The organism is Sphingomonas abietis (genome assembly GCF_027625475.1).
GTDB lineage: Bacteria > Pseudomonadota > Alphaproteobacteria > Sphingomonadales > Sphingomonadaceae > Solisphingomonas > Solisphingomonas abietis.
On the sequence record NZ_CP115174.1, the window covers coordinates 2,261,254 to 2,280,937 of the forward strand.

13 protein-coding genes and 1 pseudogene are annotated in these 19,684 nt (G+C 66.1%); 3 read left to right on the top strand and 11 right to left on the bottom strand.

Translation table 11 applies throughout. The features are described 5' to 3' along the window. Window positions 1-51: 51 nt before the first annotated feature. The 4 genes and pseudogenes from PBT88_RS10805 to PBT88_RS10820 form a co-directional block, all read right to left on the bottom strand. Window positions 52-7,164: an autotransporter outer membrane beta-barrel domain-containing protein gene (locus PBT88_RS10805; RefSeq protein WP_270075356.1), complete on the bottom strand. Its 7,113-nt coding sequence runs from the start codon at window positions 7,162-7,164 to the stop codon at window positions 52-54. A 118-nt stretch (window positions 7,165-7,282) separates the two neighbouring features. Then, window positions 7,283-7,736 (bottom strand): annotated as a pseudogene (locus PBT88_RS21295) (hypothetical protein); the annotation flags it as partial. A 160-nt stretch (window positions 7,737-7,896) separates the two neighbouring features. Beyond that, window positions 7,897-8,727 carry an alpha/beta fold hydrolase gene (locus PBT88_RS10815; protein ID WP_270075357.1) on the bottom strand — a complete coding sequence of 277 codons (831 nt, stop codon included), beginning with the start codon at window positions 8,725-8,727 and terminating at the stop codon, window positions 7,897-7,899. Between the two features lie 27 nt (window positions 8,728-8,754). Continuing rightward, window positions 8,755-9,507, bottom strand: coding sequence for an SDR family oxidoreductase (locus tag PBT88_RS10820; RefSeq protein WP_270075358.1), 753 nt, complete (start codon window positions 9,505-9,507; stop codon window positions 8,755-8,757). A 107-nt stretch (window positions 9,508-9,614) separates the two neighbouring features. On the opposite strand from PBT88_RS10820, the gene PBT88_RS10825 reads away from it, so the two are divergent. Beyond that, on the top strand, window positions 9,615-10,517 hold the full coding sequence (locus tag PBT88_RS10825) for a LysR family transcriptional regulator (protein ID WP_270075359.1): 903 nt from the start codon (window positions 9,615-9,617) through the stop codon (window positions 10,515-10,517). 196 nt (window positions 10,518-10,713) lie between these two features. Here PBT88_RS10825 and PBT88_RS10830 read toward each other — a convergent pair whose 3' ends face one another. After that, window positions 10,714-11,295, bottom strand: a complete 582-nt coding sequence (locus PBT88_RS10830; protein WP_270075360.1) for an FMN-dependent NADH-azoreductase — start codon at window positions 11,293-11,295, stop codon at window positions 10,714-10,716. Between the two features lie 135 nt (window positions 11,296-11,430). Here PBT88_RS10830 and PBT88_RS10835 point away from each other — a divergent pair, with 135 nt between their 5' ends. Both PBT88_RS10835 and PBT88_RS10840 read left to right on the top strand, forming a co-directional pair. Next, on the top strand, window positions 11,431-11,778 hold the full coding sequence (locus tag PBT88_RS10835; protein WP_326521537.1) for a winged helix-turn-helix transcriptional regulator: 348 nt from the start codon (window positions 11,431-11,433) through the stop codon (window positions 11,776-11,778). 381 nt (window positions 11,779-12,159) lie between these two features. Then, window positions 12,160-12,846, top strand: coding sequence for a PilZ domain-containing protein (locus tag PBT88_RS10840; RefSeq protein WP_270075362.1), 687 nt, complete (start codon window positions 12,160-12,162; stop codon window positions 12,844-12,846). Between the two features lie 84 nt (window positions 12,847-12,930). On the opposite strand, the gene PBT88_RS10845 is transcribed toward PBT88_RS10840, so the two are convergent. Genes PBT88_RS10845 through PBT88_RS10870 form a run of 6 tightly spaced genes read right to left on the bottom strand, consistent with a single transcriptional unit; the run spans window position 12,931 to window position 19,331 of the window. After that, entirely contained in the window at window positions 12,931-13,473 is a 543-nt protein-coding gene (locus PBT88_RS10845) for a chemotaxis protein CheD (RefSeq protein ID WP_270075363.1), read from the bottom strand. Further along, a complete protein-coding gene (locus PBT88_RS10850; protein ID WP_270075364.1) occupies window positions 13,470-14,519 on the bottom strand; it encodes a protein-glutamate methylesterase/protein-glutamine glutaminase in 1,050 nt (349 codons plus the stop codon). The genes PBT88_RS10845 and PBT88_RS10850 overlap by 4 nt, the downstream gene beginning before the upstream one ends. Beyond that, a complete protein-coding gene (locus PBT88_RS10855; protein WP_270075365.1) occupies window positions 14,516-15,406 on the bottom strand; it encodes a CheR family methyltransferase in 891 nt (296 codons plus the stop codon). The genes PBT88_RS10850 and PBT88_RS10855 overlap by 4 nt, the downstream gene beginning before the upstream one ends. Further along, on the bottom strand, window positions 15,403-17,559 hold the full coding sequence (locus tag PBT88_RS10860) for a chemotaxis protein CheA (RefSeq protein ID WP_270075366.1): 2,157 nt from the start codon (window positions 17,557-17,559) through the stop codon (window positions 15,403-15,405). Before PBT88_RS10860 ends, PBT88_RS10855 begins: the two co-directional genes overlap by 4 nt. A 13-nt stretch (window positions 17,560-17,572) precedes the next feature. Continuing rightward, window positions 17,573-17,848, bottom strand: coding sequence for an STAS domain-containing protein (locus PBT88_RS10865; RefSeq protein WP_270075367.1), 276 nt, complete (start codon window positions 17,846-17,848; stop codon window positions 17,573-17,575). 37 nt (window positions 17,849-17,885) lie between these two features. Continuing rightward, window positions 17,886-19,331 (bottom strand): methyl-accepting chemotaxis protein, encoded by a 1,446-nt coding sequence (locus PBT88_RS10870; RefSeq protein ID WP_270075368.1) that lies wholly within the window; start codon window positions 19,329-19,331, stop codon window positions 17,886-17,888. Window positions 19,332-19,684 lie beyond the last annotated feature (353 nt).

A 19,684-nucleotide genomic window follows, 5' to 3' on the forward strand; every position in this document is an offset into this window, starting at 1 on the left:
TATAGTATGACAGGTAGCCCGTCTTTAGGAGGCTGACTTCTATCCCAAGTCTCAGAACCGGAAACGTACACCGGCCGATGCCGACTCCTGATGGTCGTCGCTTCCGGTTTGCGACGCTGCATTGGCAAAAAAATCCAGACCACTTTCCAGGCGATAGTCGATGCCGCCGGACGCGGTGCCCACCAGCCGGGCGCGTGGGGCACCGGGCGCATCCAGGCCGAGACCGCCGCCGGCATACCCGGCCAGCGCATCGGTGTGAGCGCCCTCGATCTGGTAACGTACACCGAATGACACGAACGGACGGAACCGCGCAGCCGATGCCGCGCTGCGGCCGAATGAAACCGCGCCGTCTGTGAATCCTGCAACATGGCGGTCGTGCGAGACCGTCAGCGCAAAGGGGCTGCCACCAGTCTCGGACACGCCGCCGCGACTGGTACGGAGATAGGTCACGCCGAGCTGCGGGGTCACCGCCCAGTCACGTGGCAGGGCAATCTCGTAGCTCGCCTTCATGTCGCTGATCCAGCTGTGCAGGCCGTAGCGTCCCCTTGCCGAGCCCACCGGTAGGACGCGTGTCGTAGTCGCGCGGCTGCCGTCGTAGATGATCGCCGCGCTGAACCCAAAGCCGCTGGCCGTGTGCAGGCGGCCCTGCACACCCGCGACCGCGCCATTCGCCTTGGTGCGTGCCGCGAGCGCCCCGACCGTCTGGCGGTTGTTGATATAGCCGCCGAACGCACCCAAACTCCAGTTCGTGTCGCCATAGCCGATCCCGCTCAGGAAGCCGTATCCCTGGCTCCGCGCCGCCGATGTGCCGGCGCTTCGGTCTTCGTTGAGCTGGTGCCACTGCCCCAGCGTGGACGCCAACGTGTAGACATGCGCGCCCTCGCCGGTCGCAGCGAAGGATGGCCCGCGCGCCGCATCGACCAGGACCAGCGCGTTATCGACACCCATCTGGGTCGCCGAGGCATAGGCCTCCGGCGTCAGGCGGGCAAAGGCCTGCGGGTTGGAGGCGCCTGTGCTGGTCAGCAGGGCCGGCAGCGCGTCGAACAACGTGCTGGTCGAGGCCTGCGCTTCCAGCGTGGTGTTGGTATAGGCGATGCTGCGGCTGACCTGCGGGCCGAAGCCGCCGCTGTCGAGGAACTTGCCCAGCAGGTCGATTTCGTTGCCGCGCTGGACGACGAAGCCGAACAGGTCGGCCGGTTTGAGGACTGTCGTGTAGCCGCCGGTGATCCCGCCCGTCGCGGAGATCAGCGTGTATGCCGTGCCGGGCCGGAGCGTGCCGACCTCGACGAGCTGAAGCGTAGAGCCGGCGCCGATCGCAACGCTGCCGTTGACCATCAACTTGTCCGAAACGGCCGAAGACAGCTCGAACAGCGACGTGGAGCCGCTGGCGAGAGTGACGTTGCCGTTGACCGTCATCGTTCCCAGCGACGCACCCGGGCTGAGCGTGCCAGCGATGGTCACGTTGCCGTTGACGGTGCCCGCCGAGCCGAAGGTCGCGCCCTGGCTGACCTGGATTTGCGACGCGGTGATGATCGATCCAGCCTGGCCGACGAGGCGACCGCCCGTCAAGCCGAGCCCGGTGAACGCGGCGGTGCCGGAGATCTGCGCAGAGCCGGCTGACTGACTGTAGGTCTCGACATTGCTGATGTTGCCGAACATGACCGGCGCGCCATCGCTGCCCCCCGAAACGACGAGAATATCATTGCCCGCGCCGCCGTCCACCGAGCCATTGAAGCCGCCGGCGATGGTGAAGCGGTTGTCGCCCGCTCCGAATTGAACCTGATTCGCGGTCAACGAGCCGCCCGCCGCGACGACGATGTCGGTGTCGCTGGTGACGGTGCTGAAGGCCTGGGCGCCACTGAGCGTCAGCTGCCCGGTTCCTTCCGCCGCCAGCGTCTCGAAGCCGATGAGCGTGCCCGCAGCGAGTGTACGGCTGCCGGCGAGTTCGACGGTGGCGGTGTTAATGCCGGCTCCGCCATTGATTGTGCCGGCTAGCGTGCCGCCCGCGGCGAGCCAAAAATTGTCGTTGCCATCGCCAAGGTCGACTGCGCCAGCGAGCGTGCCGCCGTTCGCCACTGTCAACGATTGGTCGCCCGCGCCGAACGAGAGCGTCGTGCCGGGGCTGCCAAGCGTGCCGGTGACGGTGAGCGCATTGCCAGCCAGCAACACGGTCCCGAAATTGGTTGCCGTGCCCGACAGGCTGACCGGCGCTGTCGCCGTGAAGCGCAGCGTATTATTACCTGTCCCGCCGTCATAGCTTCCCGCCGCGTGCGTGGTGCCGAGCGCCAGCGTGTCGTCGCCGCCACCCAGCGAAACATTGGCGATGTCGCCGTCAACCACCAGCGTTTCGGCCGCGTCGGTTCCGGTCACGGTGCCGACGGAGTGGCCACCGAGCGAAAGGTTGAGGCTGTTGCCGCCCAGTGCGATCGACTGGAAGTTCTGGTCCAGCACCAGCGACAGCGTGCCGCTACCCTGCAGAGCGAGCCGCTCGAAGCCCGTGCGCTGGCCGATGCCGGTACGGTTGCCGGCCAGCACCACCGTGTAAAGATCATTGCCCGCGCCGCCGTCAACCGTGCCCGCGACGCTGCTGCCAACGCCCTCGACGAACTGATCGTCGCCATCTCCCAGCGAGACCGATCCCGAGATCGCGCCATTGTTGACCAGCAGGTCGTTGCCGCCGCCCAGCGCGACCGAGCCGGTAATAGTGCCATTGTTGACCACCGTCTCGGCCGCGTCGCTGCCAGTGATCGTGGTCGCGCCGTCACTGCCCAGCGTTTGACCGGCTGCGACAGTGAGGCTGCCGCCGGTGACGCCGATCGTGTCGGAATGAAAATTGCCGGTATAGATGACGTTGCCGTTGCCAACCTGATTGAAGCGCTGGAAATTGACGAACTGATCGCCGTTCACCGTGCCGCCGCCGGACGCATCGATGATCAGCGAGTTGAGCCCCTCGCCACCATCCACTGTGCCGGTAACGGTCGCGCTCGCCTGTTCCAGGAAGCTATCGTCGCCGGCGCCGAGGAAAACGTCGCCGGCGATCGTACCGCGGTTTTCGACCGTATCGTTACCGGCGCCGAGCGATATCGACCCGATGATGGTGCCGGTGTTGACGATCTTGTCCGCAGTATCGCCATAGCTCTGGATCGCGCCGGCGAGGTAGGTCGTGCCGTTCTGCACACCCAGATAGTCGTCATCGGCCAGTGTAGTACCGGTGCCGCCCCGGATCGTACCCGCATTGGTGAGGTCGAGCGCCATCCCGTTGGTGATGATCGCGGTGGACAGCGCCCCGGTCGCCTCGATCAAGCCGGTGCCAGCGTTGGCGATATGGGCGACGCCGTCACCATAGACGCCGATGGCTGAGGCCGGCACGGTAGAGGACGGAAAATAGGGGTTGCCCGGCTGGGGCGCGATGCCGCCAGCATTGGCACGGATCGTGCCAGAATTGGTAACGGTGACGCTGCTCTTGCCGACGCTGCCGTCGGTGACGGCGTCGTTGATGCCGATACTCACGGCTGTCCCGCCCGCAGTGCCCGTCTCGATCATGCCGCTATTGTCGAGCGTTACCGAGCTGGGCAGCAGTCCGGCATAATTGTTGATCGACAGCGACACCGCCGTGCCGCTCGCGGTGATCGTGCCCGTGTTGGTCATGGCGATGGACGGCGTCGCCATGACTGACGAGGACGCTGCGGGGCCAGCACTGCTGGTGTTGATTGCCGCATAGACCCCGCCACCTGTGATTTTCCCGTCGTTGGCGATCGCAATCTCGTCCTGCGTGTCCAGGTTGACCGTCAATTGGCTTCCGTCGTTCGCGATCGTTCCGCTGTTGGTAAATTCGAGCGCAGAACTCTGGCTGATCAAAATCGCGGAGTCCTCGAGCATATCTCCGCCAATCGTGCCGCTGTTGGCAAAGCGCTGGGTTGCGCCGAAAAAGCCGCCCGCGATCGTGCCTTGGTTCGTAAAGGCTGCCACCGCATAATCGTAGGTCGGAAGGATCGCACCCGAATAGGGAATGCCCGTCGTCACCATCCCATTGATCGTGGCCTGGTTGATGACACTGCCGTCGCCGCCGATGTAGACTCGGCCGGCAAAGGGATTCGTCGCGGTTATCATCGCGACGGTTCCGATCCCGGCGGCTTGGACCAGCGCGTCCTCGAAGTTGATGACGTTTGCTTCGCCGTCTAGCGCGACGATCCCGCTGCTGTTCAGAACATGGCCGAACGTGTCCTCACCGTCGCCGCCGTCTACTATACCAGAGACACCCGTCCCCGTACCGGTCTCCACGAATAGATCGGAAGCCGCCCCGAAGGTCACGTTGCCGGTGACCGTGCCGCCATCGGCGAGATAGGCCGTGTTGCCGTAGGAATATTGATAAGACGAGATATCGCCCACAATGGCGCCTCGGTTGATGATCGCCCCGCCCGACGAGACGTCGACCGCGGTGACGCCGCTGATCGTTCCAGTCGTCTCATTGGTCAGCGTCGCGCCATAGCCGCCCAACTGGACGGCGGTGGCTTGGCGGCTCTCAATCAACCCGCTGTTGACGATCGAGCCGGCCTGATAAAAAGCGCTCTGAACGGCGGTGCCGTCCACCTGGATCGTTCCGCTGTTCTGCAAGGTGTCGAAATAGGCCACGCCGACAGCACCGGAGCCCGGTGTATCGGTGATCGTACCCGCGTTGACGACATTTTGGGCATCGCTGATTCCGACACCGCCGCCCGCCAGCGTGATTGTTCCATTATTGGTGACGTTATGCCCGTTCAAGATGGCGATGGCCGGAAAATAGCTGCCTGCGGCGTTACTGGTCGCGATCGTGCCGTTATTGGTAACGTCAGCGGTTCCGGCGTTGATCGCGTAAAGTTGATTATAGCTGTAACCCTGCGCCCCGATTGTTAGGCTGAGCATACCATCGTTGACGATGGATAGTGCCTGAGCAGGCCCTGCAACACCCAGGGTCAGCTGATCCGCGGTCGGGATCGTCGCATCAATGAGCGTATGATCGCTGGTCGCGATGGAGCCGTTTAGCGTCACCGTGCCGTTGCCGGTCAGCCCGATCGCGGTGATGATCGGGGTGGGAGCGGTCAGTGTGAGTTGGGCATTGTTGTCGAGCTCGTAGGCGAGCGCCTCAAAGCTGGTTGGGAGCGTCAGGGCTGCGGCGGCATCGGCTTTCACGCGATAGCGTAACGTATTGTAGCCGGTGCCGGCATCGACTCCGCCCGTCGCCCCGGCGAAGGGTCGGCTCGAGTCGGTCCCGAGATTGACCACCAGCTGGTCGTCCCCTCCGCCCAAGCTGACGGCGCCGTTCACCGTGCCGCCCGCGTCGACGAAGATGTCATCGGACGAGTCGAAGCCGGACGTGGAGGCGAGATTGACGTCGCCGTTGATCGTGCCTGCGTTCACTACTCGAACTGAATATCCGACGTTGCCGACGCCGGTCCCGCCCGTGACTGTTCCGCCGGCGGCGTTGATCAGTGTTCCCGAATAGCCGAGCGCGACACCGGTTGCCCCGCCCGTGATCGTGCCGCTGTTGGTGAGCGTACCGGAAAGGTTCACACCCGTTGTCGCACCGCTGATCGTGCCGCTGTTGGTCGATGCGGCGTAATAATAGGAGCTATTGATCGCCGCGCCGATCCCGCCCGTCGAACCAATGACGCCGCTGTTGGCCAGGGTGCCATATGCCACCGTAGCAGCAGTCCCTGTAGCGGCGATGGTGCCGCTGTTCGTCAAGGTCGAGGCTGCCTGCGCCCCTGCACCGCCAATGGCTGTGATCGTCCCGATATTGATCAGCTCGGTGGGCGAACTCACCGCGAATTGGCTGGTCGCCGAGAGGTTGGCGGTGATGCTGGCCTGATTGGTGAAGGACAGGACCGAGCCGGTCGGCGTCGCGACCACGGCGGGTCCGTTTGTGGACAGGTTGGCCATGTTAACGACGCTACCATAGCCACTGAGCGCGATGCCGCCGGTACTGGCAAATGCAGGCGACAAGGTAATGGTTGCGTTGTTGCTGAGATCGACCCCCAGCAGCTCGAAGTTGGTTGGCAGCGCGACCGCGCCGAAGGTGGCGTCACTGCTGACGGCGATCGACAGCGTGTCCGTCCCCGCTCCCCCGTCAATGGCGCCCGTGATCGAGGAGATCCGGCCCGTGGCAGAGTCGAACGTCGCCAGCAACGTGTCATTGCCGGCGCCGAGCGTCAGATCGCCGTTGATCATGCCCTGGCGCGTGTCGATTACACTGTCCTGTCCAGCCGCTGCGGTCGATATAACCGACCCATTGATCGTGCCGGCATTGGTGAGCGATAGGGGGCCGCTCGTATTGATCGCTGTGCCGCCGCCGCCGAGGATGGCGCCGCCTGCATTGGTGACGTAAAGCGCGCCCGTCCCGCTCAGTGTGGCCGCCTGCCCGCTGGAGACGATCCGGCCCGTGTTGGCGATATACGCGCCAGATATGCTGGTCGCGATCGCAGCGTTGCCCCCGCCATCGACTGTGCCGGCGTTGTTGACCGCGCTTATGCCCCCCGACATGCCGCCGACGAACCCAGTTGCCTCGTTGGTGATCGACAGGAACCCGGCGAAGCCGCCGACCGGTACGGGAGCGACCAAGGCCGGCCCTGCCGTACCAGTCAGCGTTCCTGCATTGTCCATCGATACGCTGACATAGCCGTTGGGATTGCTCGGATCACGCGACACCGAAAGCGCCTGGGAACCCGTGACGGTGGCGCCGGCTGCGACGTTGATCGTCGCACTCGCGGAGGGATAGATGGTCATCGAGCTTCCGGGCGTGCAGTAGCTGACGGACGCGAACGCGTAGGGGTCGCAAGGCGCAGATGTCGGAGGCCCCGCTATCACCGCGATACCGGCTTTACCGGCGCCGTCGACCATACCGTCAATCGTCAAAACATCGTAGCTGGAGCTGACGGTAATGGCTGCCATGGCAGCCCCCGGATTCAAGGTCGCCCCCTGTGCCGCGACGACTTGTGTGTTGAACGTGTTCACGACCAGGCCGTTCGTATTGGTGCCGCTACAGTTGGTGGTCCCGTTTTCTTGGGTCGGATCCGGCGTGCACTGCGCGTGTGAAGCCGTCGGGAAGAAGAGTCCACATGCCAATGTGCTGGTGCCGATTGCGAGCGACAAACGGCAACGACGCACCGATGGCGTTAAACGGATCATATTGGCAGTCCCCTATTCCGGCCGGATGGCCGCCCCTACTTTTCCTCTGAGCAAATCCGATTGGGCTGTCCAGCACCGATCTTCGCCGGGCACGGCATGCAATCCGACTTATCGCCATCTATCGTCTTAAAATTGCCAAGCATTGATTGTAGGATTTTCGCACGGCGGCATCGTAAAAATCGGTCTCCGCGAACGGAGGTGTCTCAGTTTGAAATTGAAGGCGCCCGCTTCTTGCAAGGCCGCGCTTCGCGGGAGCCGGGGCTATCGCGTCAATCTTAGCGACGATACCCTCCATCGATCATAGGTGATCGGTGATCCCGGCCGCCATCGCGGGGGAGACGCGCAGCGTCTTATGGATGCGGCAAAAGTCGTAGAACGCGAAGTAAAGCGCCAACGCGCGGACGTGGTTTTCCAGCGTCTTGGAAAAACCGTTGGTAAGCCGGGGAAACCGACGCGTGACATCCGCGTGGTGAGGTTCTGGCGCTCAACATAGCTGGTCGAGGCGCGCGCGATATCGGGCTTGCCTTCACACGGATCATCATAGCGCCGATGCACGCGGCGGGGCTATGACGATCAGCTTCGTATCGACGTCCAGCACGGTCCACGTCCACACGTTGCCGGCGACTAACTTCACGACCCCGCGTTCGACAAGATTTTCCAAGCTGGAGGAATGACGCCGAGACAGTCGCCATCACCTCGGATGGTTGGAGGCACGGATTTGGGGGACGCAGGTCATCCTGCCGCTTCCTTGAAAAACATCAGGAGGTCGGCGGTCACGCGCTCGGCGTCGGTGATGATAATCGCGTGACCACTGTCGGCATATTCGATGTAGCGCGCCTGCGCGATCATGCGTGCGGCCGGGCGGCTGGTCGTGGCGGGTGCGACGTTCACGTCCTGCGCGCCGTGGAGGATCAGGGTCGGCACGGTGAAGGCGGCCATGTCGGCGCGGAAATCGGTTTCCGACCAGGCGCGCGCGCAGGCGATCGTCGCTCTGGGGGACGCCTGCATCGCCAGCTGGAGATACCAGTCGAGGATGCCCTGCGACACCGGGGGCTTGCCATTGCCGACGTTGAAGAAACCCTTGGCGAAATCGACGAGATAGCCCGGTCGGTCCTGCTCGATCCCGGCGACGAGTTCGTCGAACACGGCGCGATCGATGCCCTCGGGATTGTCCGCGGTCTTGAGTAGGATGGGGGTGACGGCGGCGACGAGCGCCGCCTGCGCGACCCGGGTTGTGCCGTGGCGGCTCAGATAGCGCGCGACCTCGCCGCCGCCCATCGAGAAGCCGACCAGCGTCGCGTCGTGGAGATCGAGATGATCGACCAGTTCCGCGATGTCGTCGGCGAGCCGGTCATAGTCATATCCGTCCCAGGGCTGGTCCGAGCGGCCGAAGCCGCGCTTGTCCGGCGCGATGACGCGGTAGCCGGCGGCGACCAGCGCGCTCGACTGATATTCCCAGAAAGCCGAGCTCAGTGGCCAGCCGTGGAGCAGCACGACCGGACGGCCCGTGCCCCAGTCGGTGTAGAATAGCGAAACGCCGTCCGATGTCGTGAAAGTGGGCATGGTCGTGATCCTGTTTATCGTGAAGTTTCAGCGGCCGCCCGAGACGGTCAGCATGGTGCCGGCGACGTAGGAGGCGGCAGGCGAGGCCAGCCAGGCGACCGCCTCGGCAACCTCCTGCGCCTCGCCCATCCGGCCCAGCGGCGTGCCGCTGCGAACCGATCGCTCGGCATCGGGCGAGGTCATGTCGGTGTGGATGACGCCGGGGGCGACGCCGACGACACGGATGCCTTCGCTCCCGACCTCGTTCGACAATCCCCGCACCAGCGTCTCGATCGCGCCCTTGCTCGCCGCATAAGCGACCAGTCCCGGCAATCCGCCGAGCCGCGCGGCGACCGAACCGAGCAGGACGATTGTGCCGCCTTTGCCGCCATGCCGCGTCGACAGGCGCCGAACCGCCTGCTGCGCGCAGAGCATCGTGCCGAGCACGTTGACGTCGAGCAGCCGGCGCAACGTCTCCGGTGTATGCTCGTCGATGCGGCGCTCTTCGCCGAGGATGCCGGCATTGGCGACGAGCAGCCGCAGCGGGCCGAACCGCGCGTCGGCCGCTTCGAACAGTGGCGGGATCGCGGCGGCATCGCCGATGTCGGCCTGGAAGGCGTCGGCCTGTCCGCCGGCGGCGCGGATCGCCGCGACCGTCTCGTTCGCGCCATCGGCGCCGTGGGTATAGCCGACCGCGACGGCATAGCCGTCCTGCGCGAGACGAAGGCAGGTCGCCCTGCCGATCCCGCGCGATCCGCCTGTCACCAGTGCCAGACCTGCGCCATTCTGCTGTCCCGCCACGATGCGTCTCCGTCAGCCGTTTCAATCGAGAATGATCTGGCCCAGCCGGGCCTGGAATATTAGATGGAAATGAGCGCAAAGCCTTTGAAGTAGGACTTCACAATCTGATGGCCGAGACCGACTTTCCCCAGTTCCTGCCGGCCTTCCTGGCGGTGGCCGAGACTGGCAGCTTTACCGCGGGGGCAGCCAGGCTGGGCCTGTCGCCGTCCGCCATCAGCCAGCAGATCCGGGCGCTGGAGCGCCAACTGGGTTGCGTGCTGTTCCAGCGCACCACCCGGAGCGTCCGGCCGACCGACGCGGGGCTGCAATATCGCGCGGCCGTCGCGCCTGCCGTGGCCGCGATCCGCGAGGCGGCCGAGGCTCTCGACCATCCGAATGCGGCGGCGCGCGGCAGGCTGCGCCTCACTCTGCCGCGTACCGCCTTCGAGACCGTGCTGCGACCAATCCTCGCCCGCTACAGCGCGCTTTACCCGCAGGTGACGGTGGAACTGTCGATCGATAATGCGCTCGTCGACATCGTGCGCGACGGCTTCGATGCCGGCATCCGCTTCGGCAATCTGATTGAGCAGGACATGGTCGCTGTGCGTGTCGCGCCCGACATGCGGATCGCGTTGCTCGCCTCACCCGCTTATCTCGATGCGCGCGGCCGCCCGACGCAGCCCCGGGATCTGGCGGAGCATGCCTGTATCGGCTTTCGCAGCGCGACCGCGGGCACGGTCGAGCCATGGCATTTGGCCAGGAAGGATAAGGCGGTGCGGCTCATTCCGAAGGGCCCTCTTGTCGTCAACAATACAGAGGCGCTGCTGGCGGCCGCCGAAGACGGCCTGGGCATCATCGAATTTGTAGAGGAACTGGCGCTGGACGGTATTGCCGCGGGCCGGCTCGAGAGCGTTTTGAAACCATGGTGCCCGATGCTGCCGGGATTCCATATTCATTATCCCGATCGACTTCGGACCAGCAGCGCGCTTCGCGCCCTGCTGGCGCTCTTGAAATCGGGTGCCGGGGGCTGAGCGCTGCCCCGTCCGTTGCGCGTATGGGCGATCGAGATGGTCGCCGGCGCGGTCGGTTCAAACACCTACTTCTATTATTCCAGCCGCGGGGTCACGCCGGCATGGGCATCGACGTGCCGCGCTGAAATTCCCTGCCGCAGGCCCGCTTCCTGGGTACACGGTTCGGGCTCCCAAGCGCGAACCGTGCACGTCGCGATCAGCCGACAGCGAGAGCGGCGGAAGAGGTGATCCGGCCGGCCTGTGCGAGCGCGCCGTCGATCGCATTGCGGCGCGCATCCTCGCCGCGGCCAATGCCTTCAGCGATGACGAATTCGACCTCCGCACCGACGAAGCTGAACACCGAGCGCAGCAGCGTCTCGGCATGCTCATAGGCGGCATAAGGCGAGTCCGCGCCATAGACATTGCCGCGCGCCAGCGCGACGATGACGCGCTTGCCCGACGCGAGCCCGACTGGACCGTTCTCACCATAGGTGAAGGTCTTGCCCTTTACCGCAATGTGATCGATCCACGACTTCAGCTGACTGGGGATCGAGAAATTGTAGAAGCCCGCGCCGATTACGACGACGTCGGCGTCGAGGAATTGCTGGACGTCCGTACCGCTCTCCAGCGCCTGGAACGCGGCGAGCGTCATATGTGGGATCGGCTCGGCGGCGAGATCGCGGTAGGTGATTTCGATGCTCGGATGCGCCACCTGGAGGCGCTCGACGATGGCCGCGGAAATAGCTCTGCTCGCGGAGCCTTCGCCGAGGATGCTGGAATCGAGATGCAACAATTTCATAGGAGATTCTCCGGTCTGGATTTGTGACCAAGAGCAGGTATGGGACCGGATGCGTGCCGCCAAGGACGCATATTTTCAGGACTAGGTCACATGGATATGCCTACTTCTCCAGGCGTGAGCGACAATTGCCGCAGGATGAGCAGCGTGCTCAGCCTCGTCGGCGACAAATGGACGGTGATGATCGTCATGGTGTTGGTTGAACGCCCGCGCCGTTTCAACGACATCAAGCGGACGATCGGCGGCATCTCGCAGCAGATGCTGACGCGCACTCTGAAGGCGCTCGATCGCGATGGCATGGTCAGTCGGACGGTCCATCCAACGGTGCCGCCGCAGGTCGAATATGCGCTGACCGGCCTGGGCCATTCGTTGGCCGAGCCGCTGCGTGCCTTGGGTGCCTGGGCGGGGGCGCATCTCGAGGAGATCGACGGCAACCGGCTGCGCTATGATCTGGTCAGGCGTGTCGCGCCCGACGCGGGGCGCTGACGGTCAGCGAACCCGCCGAGATCAGGAAATGGAAGGCATCGAACGCGGGATAAGGTGCGATGCCCTCACTCCGGCGCGCGTCCAGATATCGCGCAGGGCGTCCCATGGCGGATAGGCGACCCGCGTCACTGCGGCTCGTGGCGGTGCGCGTCGGGCGACCGTGGAAGCCAGCGCGCCCCTGAGCGCCGAGACCGCGAAGCGCAGATAATAAAGGTTGTGAGCCAGTCGCGGTTTGTATCCTGGGCTCCGATGGGAGGCGTCATGCTCGCAGCCTTCCTGATAACGCATGCGACTTTAGGCGTATCGCTCCGGCATTCTTTCGCGCCGATCCGAAATATTAACCGGCCTTTCCCTTAAATCTCGGGGAAAGCGCGAGGACGAATGAGACAAGCTGCAATCGACATGCCCGGCTCGGATACGCTGCTCGCGTGGTTCGATGTCAAGGAACGCATGATCCGGGTTACCGGCACGGGCATCTGGTCGATGGCGCTGCTCGATCGGCATATCGACCAGCTGAAGCGCCTCGTCGCGCGGTCGCGTGCCGGAGGAGGGGGGCTGCGGGTGCTGGTGGATCTCAGTGAGGCCGCCGTGCAGACCCCCGCCGTCGCCGCCCGCATCGCGCAGATGACCGACGAGATTTACGGCCCGGACGATCGGGTCGCCATCGTAGTCCCGTCCAGCCAGTTGAAAATCCGGATGCGCCATCTGGTACGCACGGCGCGCTCCAGGACGTTCCTCGCCCATGTGGTCGCGGAACAATGGCTCAGGGCTCATGACGAGGTCGCGCCGGCCCCTGTCGCGGCCGGCGACCGCGCGCGCCGGCGCCTGATCTCGCTGGTCACCACCATCGAGGCCGAAAGCGGTCGCCGGTTGGCCGTCCGCATCGTCAACATGTCCTCGACCGGACTTCTTCTCGACGGTCGCGCAAGCCTCCCGATCGGCGAACGGTTGCGGATCATCCTGCCCGATATCGGTGCCGTCGCCGGCCGCATCGTTCGGGTGCGCGACGATTTTGCCGGGGTGAAGCTCGACCAGTCGATCGCTGTGGAACGATTGCGGCTGGTTTAGACCGATCCCGATCGGACGGAAGAGGCGGCCCCGCATGCGCGGCCTTTCATCCCGGCTGAAGCAGAATGTCCGGTGCCGGCGATCCTAGAAGAACTGGACGTCACCGGTGGAGGCAGGCCTGGCGATCGGCGGCGCGACATAAGCCGTGTCGGCCACGTGGCGGCAGCGGGCGAGGCCGAGCGTCGGCCGGAACTCAATGCGCCGGGCGTTGCCGCCGCCGACATCCTCGCCGGTCAGGGCGATGCGTTCGTCGGCGAGGAAACGGCGTGCGAACCGGGCATTCTCGGCGCCGATGTCGCGAAACCCGTCGCGCATCGCCGCGCCGCCATAGAGCCGGGCGCGCAGCCGGCCACGCGCCGCGCCCAATTCCAGCATGGCATTGATGAGCACCTCCATCGCGTAGACGCCGTAGCGCAGCATCGATTTGGGATCGGTGGCACCGTCGCCGGGCTCGGCGAGCAGGAAGTGGTTGAGCCCGCCGACCTTCATCAGCGGATCGTAGAGGCAGGCGGCGATGCAGCTGCCGAGCACCGTCGTCAGCACGACATCCTCGGTCGACACGCGTGTCTCGCCCTGCAGGACGTTGATCCGGCGCAGCCCGTCGCGCGGCAGCGGCAGCGTCGTCATGCGCGGCACTCCACCAGCAGGCGCCGGGCGATCCGATCGAGCGGCAGTTCGAGGCCGACGGCACCGAGCGCCTTCGCCGCCGCCGGCATGCCGTAGACCACGCACGTCTCCTCATTCTGGGCGACGGTGAGCGCGCCGGCATCGCGCATCGCCTTCAGGCCGAGTGCGCCGTCGCCGCCCATGCCGGTGAGCAGTGCTGCCACCGCCGATCCGCCGACCGCCTTCGCCACGCTGCCGAACAGCCGGTCGACGGATGGGCGGTGGCCCGACACCTTGTCGCCCGCGACGAGGCGGCAGCGCCACGGCCCGTCGCCCGATATTTCGAGATGCCGCGCGCCGCCGGGCGCGAGATAGATCTGGCCCGCGACCAGCGGCGCGCCATGCGTCGCCAGCGCCACGCGGGGGCGCGACAGCCGGTCGAGCCTGGCCGCGAAGCTGGTCGTGAAACTCTCGGGCATATGCTGCACGATCACCGTTGGCGGGCACGCTTCCGGGAAGGTCGAGAGCAAGGCGATCAGCGCCTCGACGCCGCCGGTCGACGCGCCGACCGCGATGACCGCGTCGCCGCGCGGCCGATAGAGCGACGCCCGGGCGACGGGCACCGATGGCGCTTCGACGATGGCGCTACGCTGCCGCTGCCGCAGCCAAGGCAGCGCGCGTGCGGCGGCCTTCACCGTCTCGGCCAGCGCGGCCTGATAATCGGCGTTCATCGCGCCCGCGGCAGAGGGCTTGCCCATGCAATCGAACGCGCCGAGCTCCAGCGCGCGGATGCTGGCCTCGGCGCCCGTCTGGGTCAGCGTCGACAGCATGACCACCGGCGTCGGCCGCAGGCGCATGATCTTGTCGAGGAAATCGAGCCCGTTCATGCCCGGCATCTCGATGTCGAGCGTGACGACGTCCGGATCGAGTTCCCTGATGAGTCCGCGCGCCGACGCCGGGCCATCCGCGGTGCCGACCACTTCGATCTCCGGGTCGCGGGCGAGCGCGTGGGTGATGATCGCGCGCATCGCAGGGCTGTCATCGACGATCAGCGCGCGCACGCTCATTCGGTCACCTTGCGGAACATCGTCCGGCCGACGCATTCGAAGCGCGGCGCGACATTTGCCGCCAGCCGCTCGGAATGGCCGATATAGAGGAAGCCGCCGCGTTCGAGCGCATCGGCGAGCCGCGCCTGGAGCCGCGCCTTGGTCGCCGCGTCGAAATAGATCATCACGTTCCGGCAGAAGATGACGTCGAAACGCCGCCGGATCGGCCAGTCGCGCAGCAGGTTGAGCGCGCGGAACGCAACCGGCGCGCGCACGGCCTCCACGATCTCGATCCCGCCATCTTCGGCGGGGTGTGTCCAGAGCGCGCGCAGGCCGGCGGGGATCGTCCGGGCGGTGTCCTGCGCATACCATCCCTCCCGCGCGGCGGCGAGGCTGGACGCCGAAAGGTCGGTCGCCAGCAGACGGAAGTCGGTGCCGGCGAGGGTGCGCGCCGCCGCCCGGTCGAAGCCGAGCGCCGCCATCATCAGCGTATAGGGCTCCTCGCCCGAAGAACAGGCTGCGGACCAGACGCGCACCCGCCCGCCGCCGGCGAGCCGTTGTCGGAGCGCAGGCCATGCCTCGCCGGCGAAATGATCGATATGATGGTTTTCGCGGAAGAAGCTGGTGTGATTGGTGGTGAGCGCATCCACCGCCCGCGCCCGCTCCTCGGCATCGCTCTCGATCAGCGCGATATAGTCGGCGAAGTCGCGCAGGCCGCAGGCGCGCACGTGCCGGGCGAGCCGGCCGTAGACGAGCTGCGACTTGCTGGGGGCCAGGACGAGCCCCGCTTCCGCATAAGCCAGCTTCGCGATCGCCGCATGATCGGCCGTGCCGAACGCGATCTCCTCGTCGCGCAAGGACCGGGTTCCGCCGGCATCGCCGCCGACGCGCGCCGTCGCCGCGCTCATGCCGCGATCCGCATCGTGCGCCCGTCGCGCCGCCAGCGCCCGATGAGCGCATCGACATCGAGGATCAGCGCGACCCGGCCATTGCCGAGGATGGTGGCACCGGCAAGCCCCTGGATCGCCTGATAATTGGCCTCGAGGCTCTTCACGACGACCTGCCGCTGGTCCTGGATGGTATCGACCATCAGCACCGCCTGACCGGCATCGGATTCGACCACGATCAGCACCGCCTGCGTGGGATCGGTCTCGGCTTCCGTGACACCGAGCTGGTCGGCGACGCGATAGACCGGACACCATGTGCCCCGCACGTCGAACAAGGCGGATCGATCGCTCAGTCGCCGAACCGCGCCCTTGGCCGGGCGCAGGCTCTCGACGATGTGGCTGAGCGGGATGACGAAGGTCTGGTCGCCGACGGTCACGATCATGCCGTCGAGCACCGCGAGGGTCAGCGGCAGGCTGAGCGAGAAACTGGAGCCGCGCCCGAGTTCGGACTGGATGCCGATCCGGCCGCCGAGCGCCTGGACGTTCTTGCGCACCACGTCCATGCCGACGCCGCGCCCCGAGATGTTCGACACCGCCGTTGCCGTCGAGAAGCCCGGCGCGAAGATCAGGTTGTCGATATCCTCGTCGCCGAGCGTCGCTTCCGCCGCGATGATACCGCGCTCGATCGCCTTGGCGCGGACCTTGGCGCGATCGATGCCACGCCCGTCGTCGGTCACGGTGATGACGATGCGGCCCGAATGATGCACCGCGGACAGGCGGACGACACCTTCCTCGGGTTTCCCCGCCGCCAGCCGCTCGGCCGGCAGTTCGAGGCCGTGGTCGACTGCGTTGCGGATGAGGTGGGTCAGCGGCTCGCCGATGCGCTCGACAACGGTCTTGTCGACTTCGGTCATCTCGCCCTCGACATCCAGGCGGACGCGCTTGCCGGTCTCGGCCTCGAGTTCGCGGATGATGCGCGGCACCCGGCTGAACACCGTCTTCATCGGCTGCGCGCGGATCGCCATCGTGCTTTCCTGCAACTCGCGCGTCAGCAAGGCGAGGTCGTCCAGTTCGTCGATGCCGCCAAGCGCATGTTCGGACAGGCGCTGCGCCAGCATCGCCTGGGTGATGACGAGTTCGCCGACGAGGTTCACCAGCCGATCGAGCTTGTCGAGATCGACGCGGATGCTCTGGCCGGCAGCGGCCGCGCCACCGCGCGGCGATGCGGCGGCGGCCGGGTCCGAGCGCTGCACCGGGGGGAGCGGATCGGACGCTTCGGGCACGGCCGGGGCAACCGGCGCCGTGTCCGGAATGGGCCGATCGATGGCGACAGGCGGCGCCATGTCGTGCGGCGGCACCTCGTCCGGGGGAACCGCGATCGCCTCGCGCACGACGAGGAGTTCACCGCCGTCCATGAAGTCGAAAACGCCGCGGATATCCTCTTCCTCGACAGCCAGCGGCACGCGCGCCGTCCAGCCGACATGGCAAAGCTCGGGATCGAGCGCGGCGAGCCCGGGCAATGCCGCGCAGTCGGCGGTGATGAGGACACCGCCGAATGCCGCCAGTTCGCGCAACCAGAGCAGCGGCTCGGCGCCGTGATCGAGCGCGTCGGCGGCGGGGCGGAGGGTGACGCGCCAATAGCCTTCCGTCGGGATTTCGTCGGTGTCGTCCTGGTCGAGCAGCGTGTCGAAGCCATCGCCGATCAGGTCCAACAGGTCGTCGAAGCCGTCGCCTGCCTCTGCCGCGCCGTCGCCCGACGGTTCGTCGGCGGCGGCCGCGGGCATAGCTACGTATGCGGCCGGTACGCAGGCGCGCTGGAGCCGGTCGAGCATGGCGGCGTCGGCCGGCGGCGTGTCGGCGTCGCGGGCGGCGGCGACATGATCGGCGAGCATGTCGAACGCAGCCACGATCGCCGCGACGAGATCCGGCGTGAGCGGCAGCGTGCCGTTGCGGACGAGATCGAGCAGCGTCTCATAGGCATGGGTATAGGCCTGGAGCGGTTCGTGCCCGAACGCGCCGGCGCCGCCCTTGATCGAATGCACCGCGCGAAACACGGTGTTGATCACCTCGGCGTCGGGATCGTGGCCGCGAAACGCATCCAGGCTGCCCTCGATGGTCGCTAGGCCCTCTTCGCACTCCTGGAAGAAGATCTTCTGGATCTCGTCGAAGTCCATCTCGGCTGGTCCTTCAGTCGGCGGGCGCGAGCACGGCGTCGAGGCCGGCCAGCGTCGCCATATCGCGGAGCGGATCGCTGGGGTCGACGATCGCGAAGGCCAGGCCCTCGGCGGCGGCGGCGGCGCGCGCGGCGATCAGCACCTGAAGGCAGGCGAGCCCGATCCGCCTGACCTTGGCGCCGTCGAGCAGCAGCGGCGCGCCGCCTGTCAGCCTGCCGAGCAGCTCCTGCCGGAGTGGCGCGGCCGCGGCGGTATCGAGCGAGACGCCGAGCGCAAGGGATGTGGTCATGGTGCCGGCTTTCTGGTCTGAGGAATGACGGGGCGGCTCAGAAGGCCGACCAATCGTCCTCCGCCATCGCCACCGCCGCCCCACCGCGACGGCCGTTGCCGCCACTGCCGCTGGTCCGGGCGAGGCGCCGGCCCGCCTTGGCGGCGCGATCCTGCAGATGGTGGACAGGGCTGGCCGATTTCCCCACGGGCTCGACGCTGAGCGCGAACCGCGCGACCTGCCCGGCAAGAGCATCCGCCTCCGAAGACAGGGTGCGCGCCGCCGCGGTCGCCTGCTCCACCATCGCCGCATTCTGCTGCGTCACGCCATCCATTTCGGAGACGGCGGTGTTGACCTGCTGGAGCCCGGTCGCCTGATGCTCGGCCGACGACGCAATCGCGCCGACGAGCGTGCTGATCTCGCCGACCCGGGTGATGATCCGATCGAGCGCCTTGCCCGTTTCCGACACCAGGTCGACACCGACCTCGACCTGCCGGGACGAGGCGAGGATGCGCGTCTTGACGTCCTTGGCGGCCTCGGCCGAACGCTGCGCCAGCGCGCGCACTTCGGAGGCGACGACCGCGAAGCCCTTGCCGGCATCGCCCGCCCGCGCGGCCTCGACGCCGGCATTGAGGGCGAGCAGATTGGTCTGGAACGCGATGCCGTCGATCACCGTGATGATCTCGGAGATTTCGGCGGACGATCGCTCGATGCCGCCCATCGCCTCGACCGCGCGGCGGACGACCTCGCCGGATTGCTCGGCATCGTGGCGCGCCTCGCCGACGACGGTGTTGGCGCGATTGGCGCCTGCCGCCGTCTCGCGCACCGTGGAGGTGATCTCATCCATCGCTGCGGCGGTCTGCTCCAGGCTGGCCGCCTGCTGCTCGGTGCGCTGCGAGAGATCGTCCGAGGCCTGACGGATGTCGTGGGCGCCGTTCTTGATGCCCGACGCCGCCGCGACGACCGCCGACATCACTTCGGCAAAGGCCTCCATCGCAAAATTGAAATCGGTGCCGAGCGTTGCGAACGATCCCTCCAGCCGCGTCTCGATCCGCGCCGTCAGGTCTCCGCTGGCGAGGGCCGACAGGCCGGTGCCGACGCTCTCGACGATCATCGCCGCCTGCGCTTCCTTCTCGCGCTCCGCGATCTGCATACGCTGCGCATTTTCGCGGAACACGCTCATCGCCCGCGTCATGCGGCCCACGCAGTCCGCATAATCCGAGTAGCGGATCTCACCGTCGAGATCGCCGGCGGCGAGCGCCTCCATGCGGACCACGGTGTTGACATAGGGCGTGGAGATCAGCCGGCCGCTGATCAGCACGGTCAGCAGCGTGAAGAGAAGGAGCAATCCGGAGAAGCCGACATAGGCCATCGCCATATCCGGCGTCGCCTTGCTCGCGAGATAAGTGCTGCCGACGCCGAGCGCGGCGAAAAGCATGTGGAGGCACAAGAGCGCCTTGAACTTCGTTCGTATCGGCGCGCTTTTCTCGAACCAGCTCAGCATCGTGCAAACTCCGAAAAGCCATGAATAGACCGCTGCATGTCGTTACTATCGTGTAACGATATTGCATTATGGACGAATGTCGCGATTCGACGGCGTTAACGCGTCGATTTCCTGTCAAGCAAGCTATGAGCAACCTGCTAACCATTGCCTAATTCGATTTTAATACTTTGGTCTAATCGCGTTTTGTCGATAACCATTTCGATACCTGCGGCGACGATATCGAATATGGATCGTCAGGAATGGGGCGACGGACGAAGGTCGAACGGTTCGAATATCGGCGCCGAACATAAGCGGTGGCGCGGCGACGCCCGCATCGCGACACGCATCGGCTCGGAACTGGCGATCCGGCAGGA

Excerpts from the sequence above, each read along its gene's own strand:
- PBT88_RS10805 (WP_270075356.1), bottom strand. The coding sequence starts at position 7,164 with ATGATCCGTTTAACGCCATCGGTGCGTCGTTGCCGTTTGTCGCTCGCA.
- PBT88_RS10815 (WP_270075357.1), bottom strand. The coding sequence starts at position 8,727 with ATGCCCACTTTCACGACATCGGACGGCGTTTCGCTATTCTACACCGAC.
- PBT88_RS10825 (WP_270075359.1), top strand. The coding sequence starts at position 9,615 with ATGGCCGAGACCGACTTTCCCCAGTTCCTGCCGGCCTTCCTGGCGGTG.
- PBT88_RS10830 (WP_270075360.1), bottom strand. The coding sequence starts at position 11,295 with ATGAAATTGTTGCATCTCGATTCCAGCATCCTCGGCGAAGGCTCCGCG.
- PBT88_RS10835 (WP_326521537.1), top strand. The coding sequence starts at position 11,431 with ATGAGCAGCGTGCTCAGCCTCGTCGGCGACAAATGGACGGTGATGATC.
- PBT88_RS10840 (WP_270075362.1), top strand. The coding sequence starts at position 12,160 with ATGAGACAAGCTGCAATCGACATGCCCGGCTCGGATACGCTGCTCGCG.
- PBT88_RS10845 (WP_270075363.1), bottom strand. The coding sequence starts at position 13,473 with ATGACGACGCTGCCGCTGCCGCGCGACGGGCTGCGCCGGATCAACGTC.
- PBT88_RS10850 (WP_270075364.1), bottom strand. The coding sequence starts at position 14,519 with ATGAGCGTGCGCGCGCTGATCGTCGATGACAGCCCTGCGATGCGCGCG.
- PBT88_RS10855 (WP_270075365.1), bottom strand. The coding sequence starts at position 15,406 with ATGAGCGCGGCGACGGCGCGCGTCGGCGGCGATGCCGGCGGAACCCGG.
- PBT88_RS10860 (WP_270075366.1), bottom strand. The coding sequence starts at position 17,559 with ATGGACTTCGACGAGATCCAGAAGATCTTCTTCCAGGAGTGCGAAGAG.
- PBT88_RS10865 (WP_270075367.1), bottom strand. The coding sequence starts at position 17,848 with ATGACCACATCCCTTGCGCTCGGCGTCTCGCTCGATACCGCCGCGGCC.
- PBT88_RS10870 (WP_270075368.1), bottom strand. The coding sequence starts at position 19,331 with ATGCTGAGCTGGTTCGAGAAAAGCGCGCCGATACGAACGAAGTTCAAG.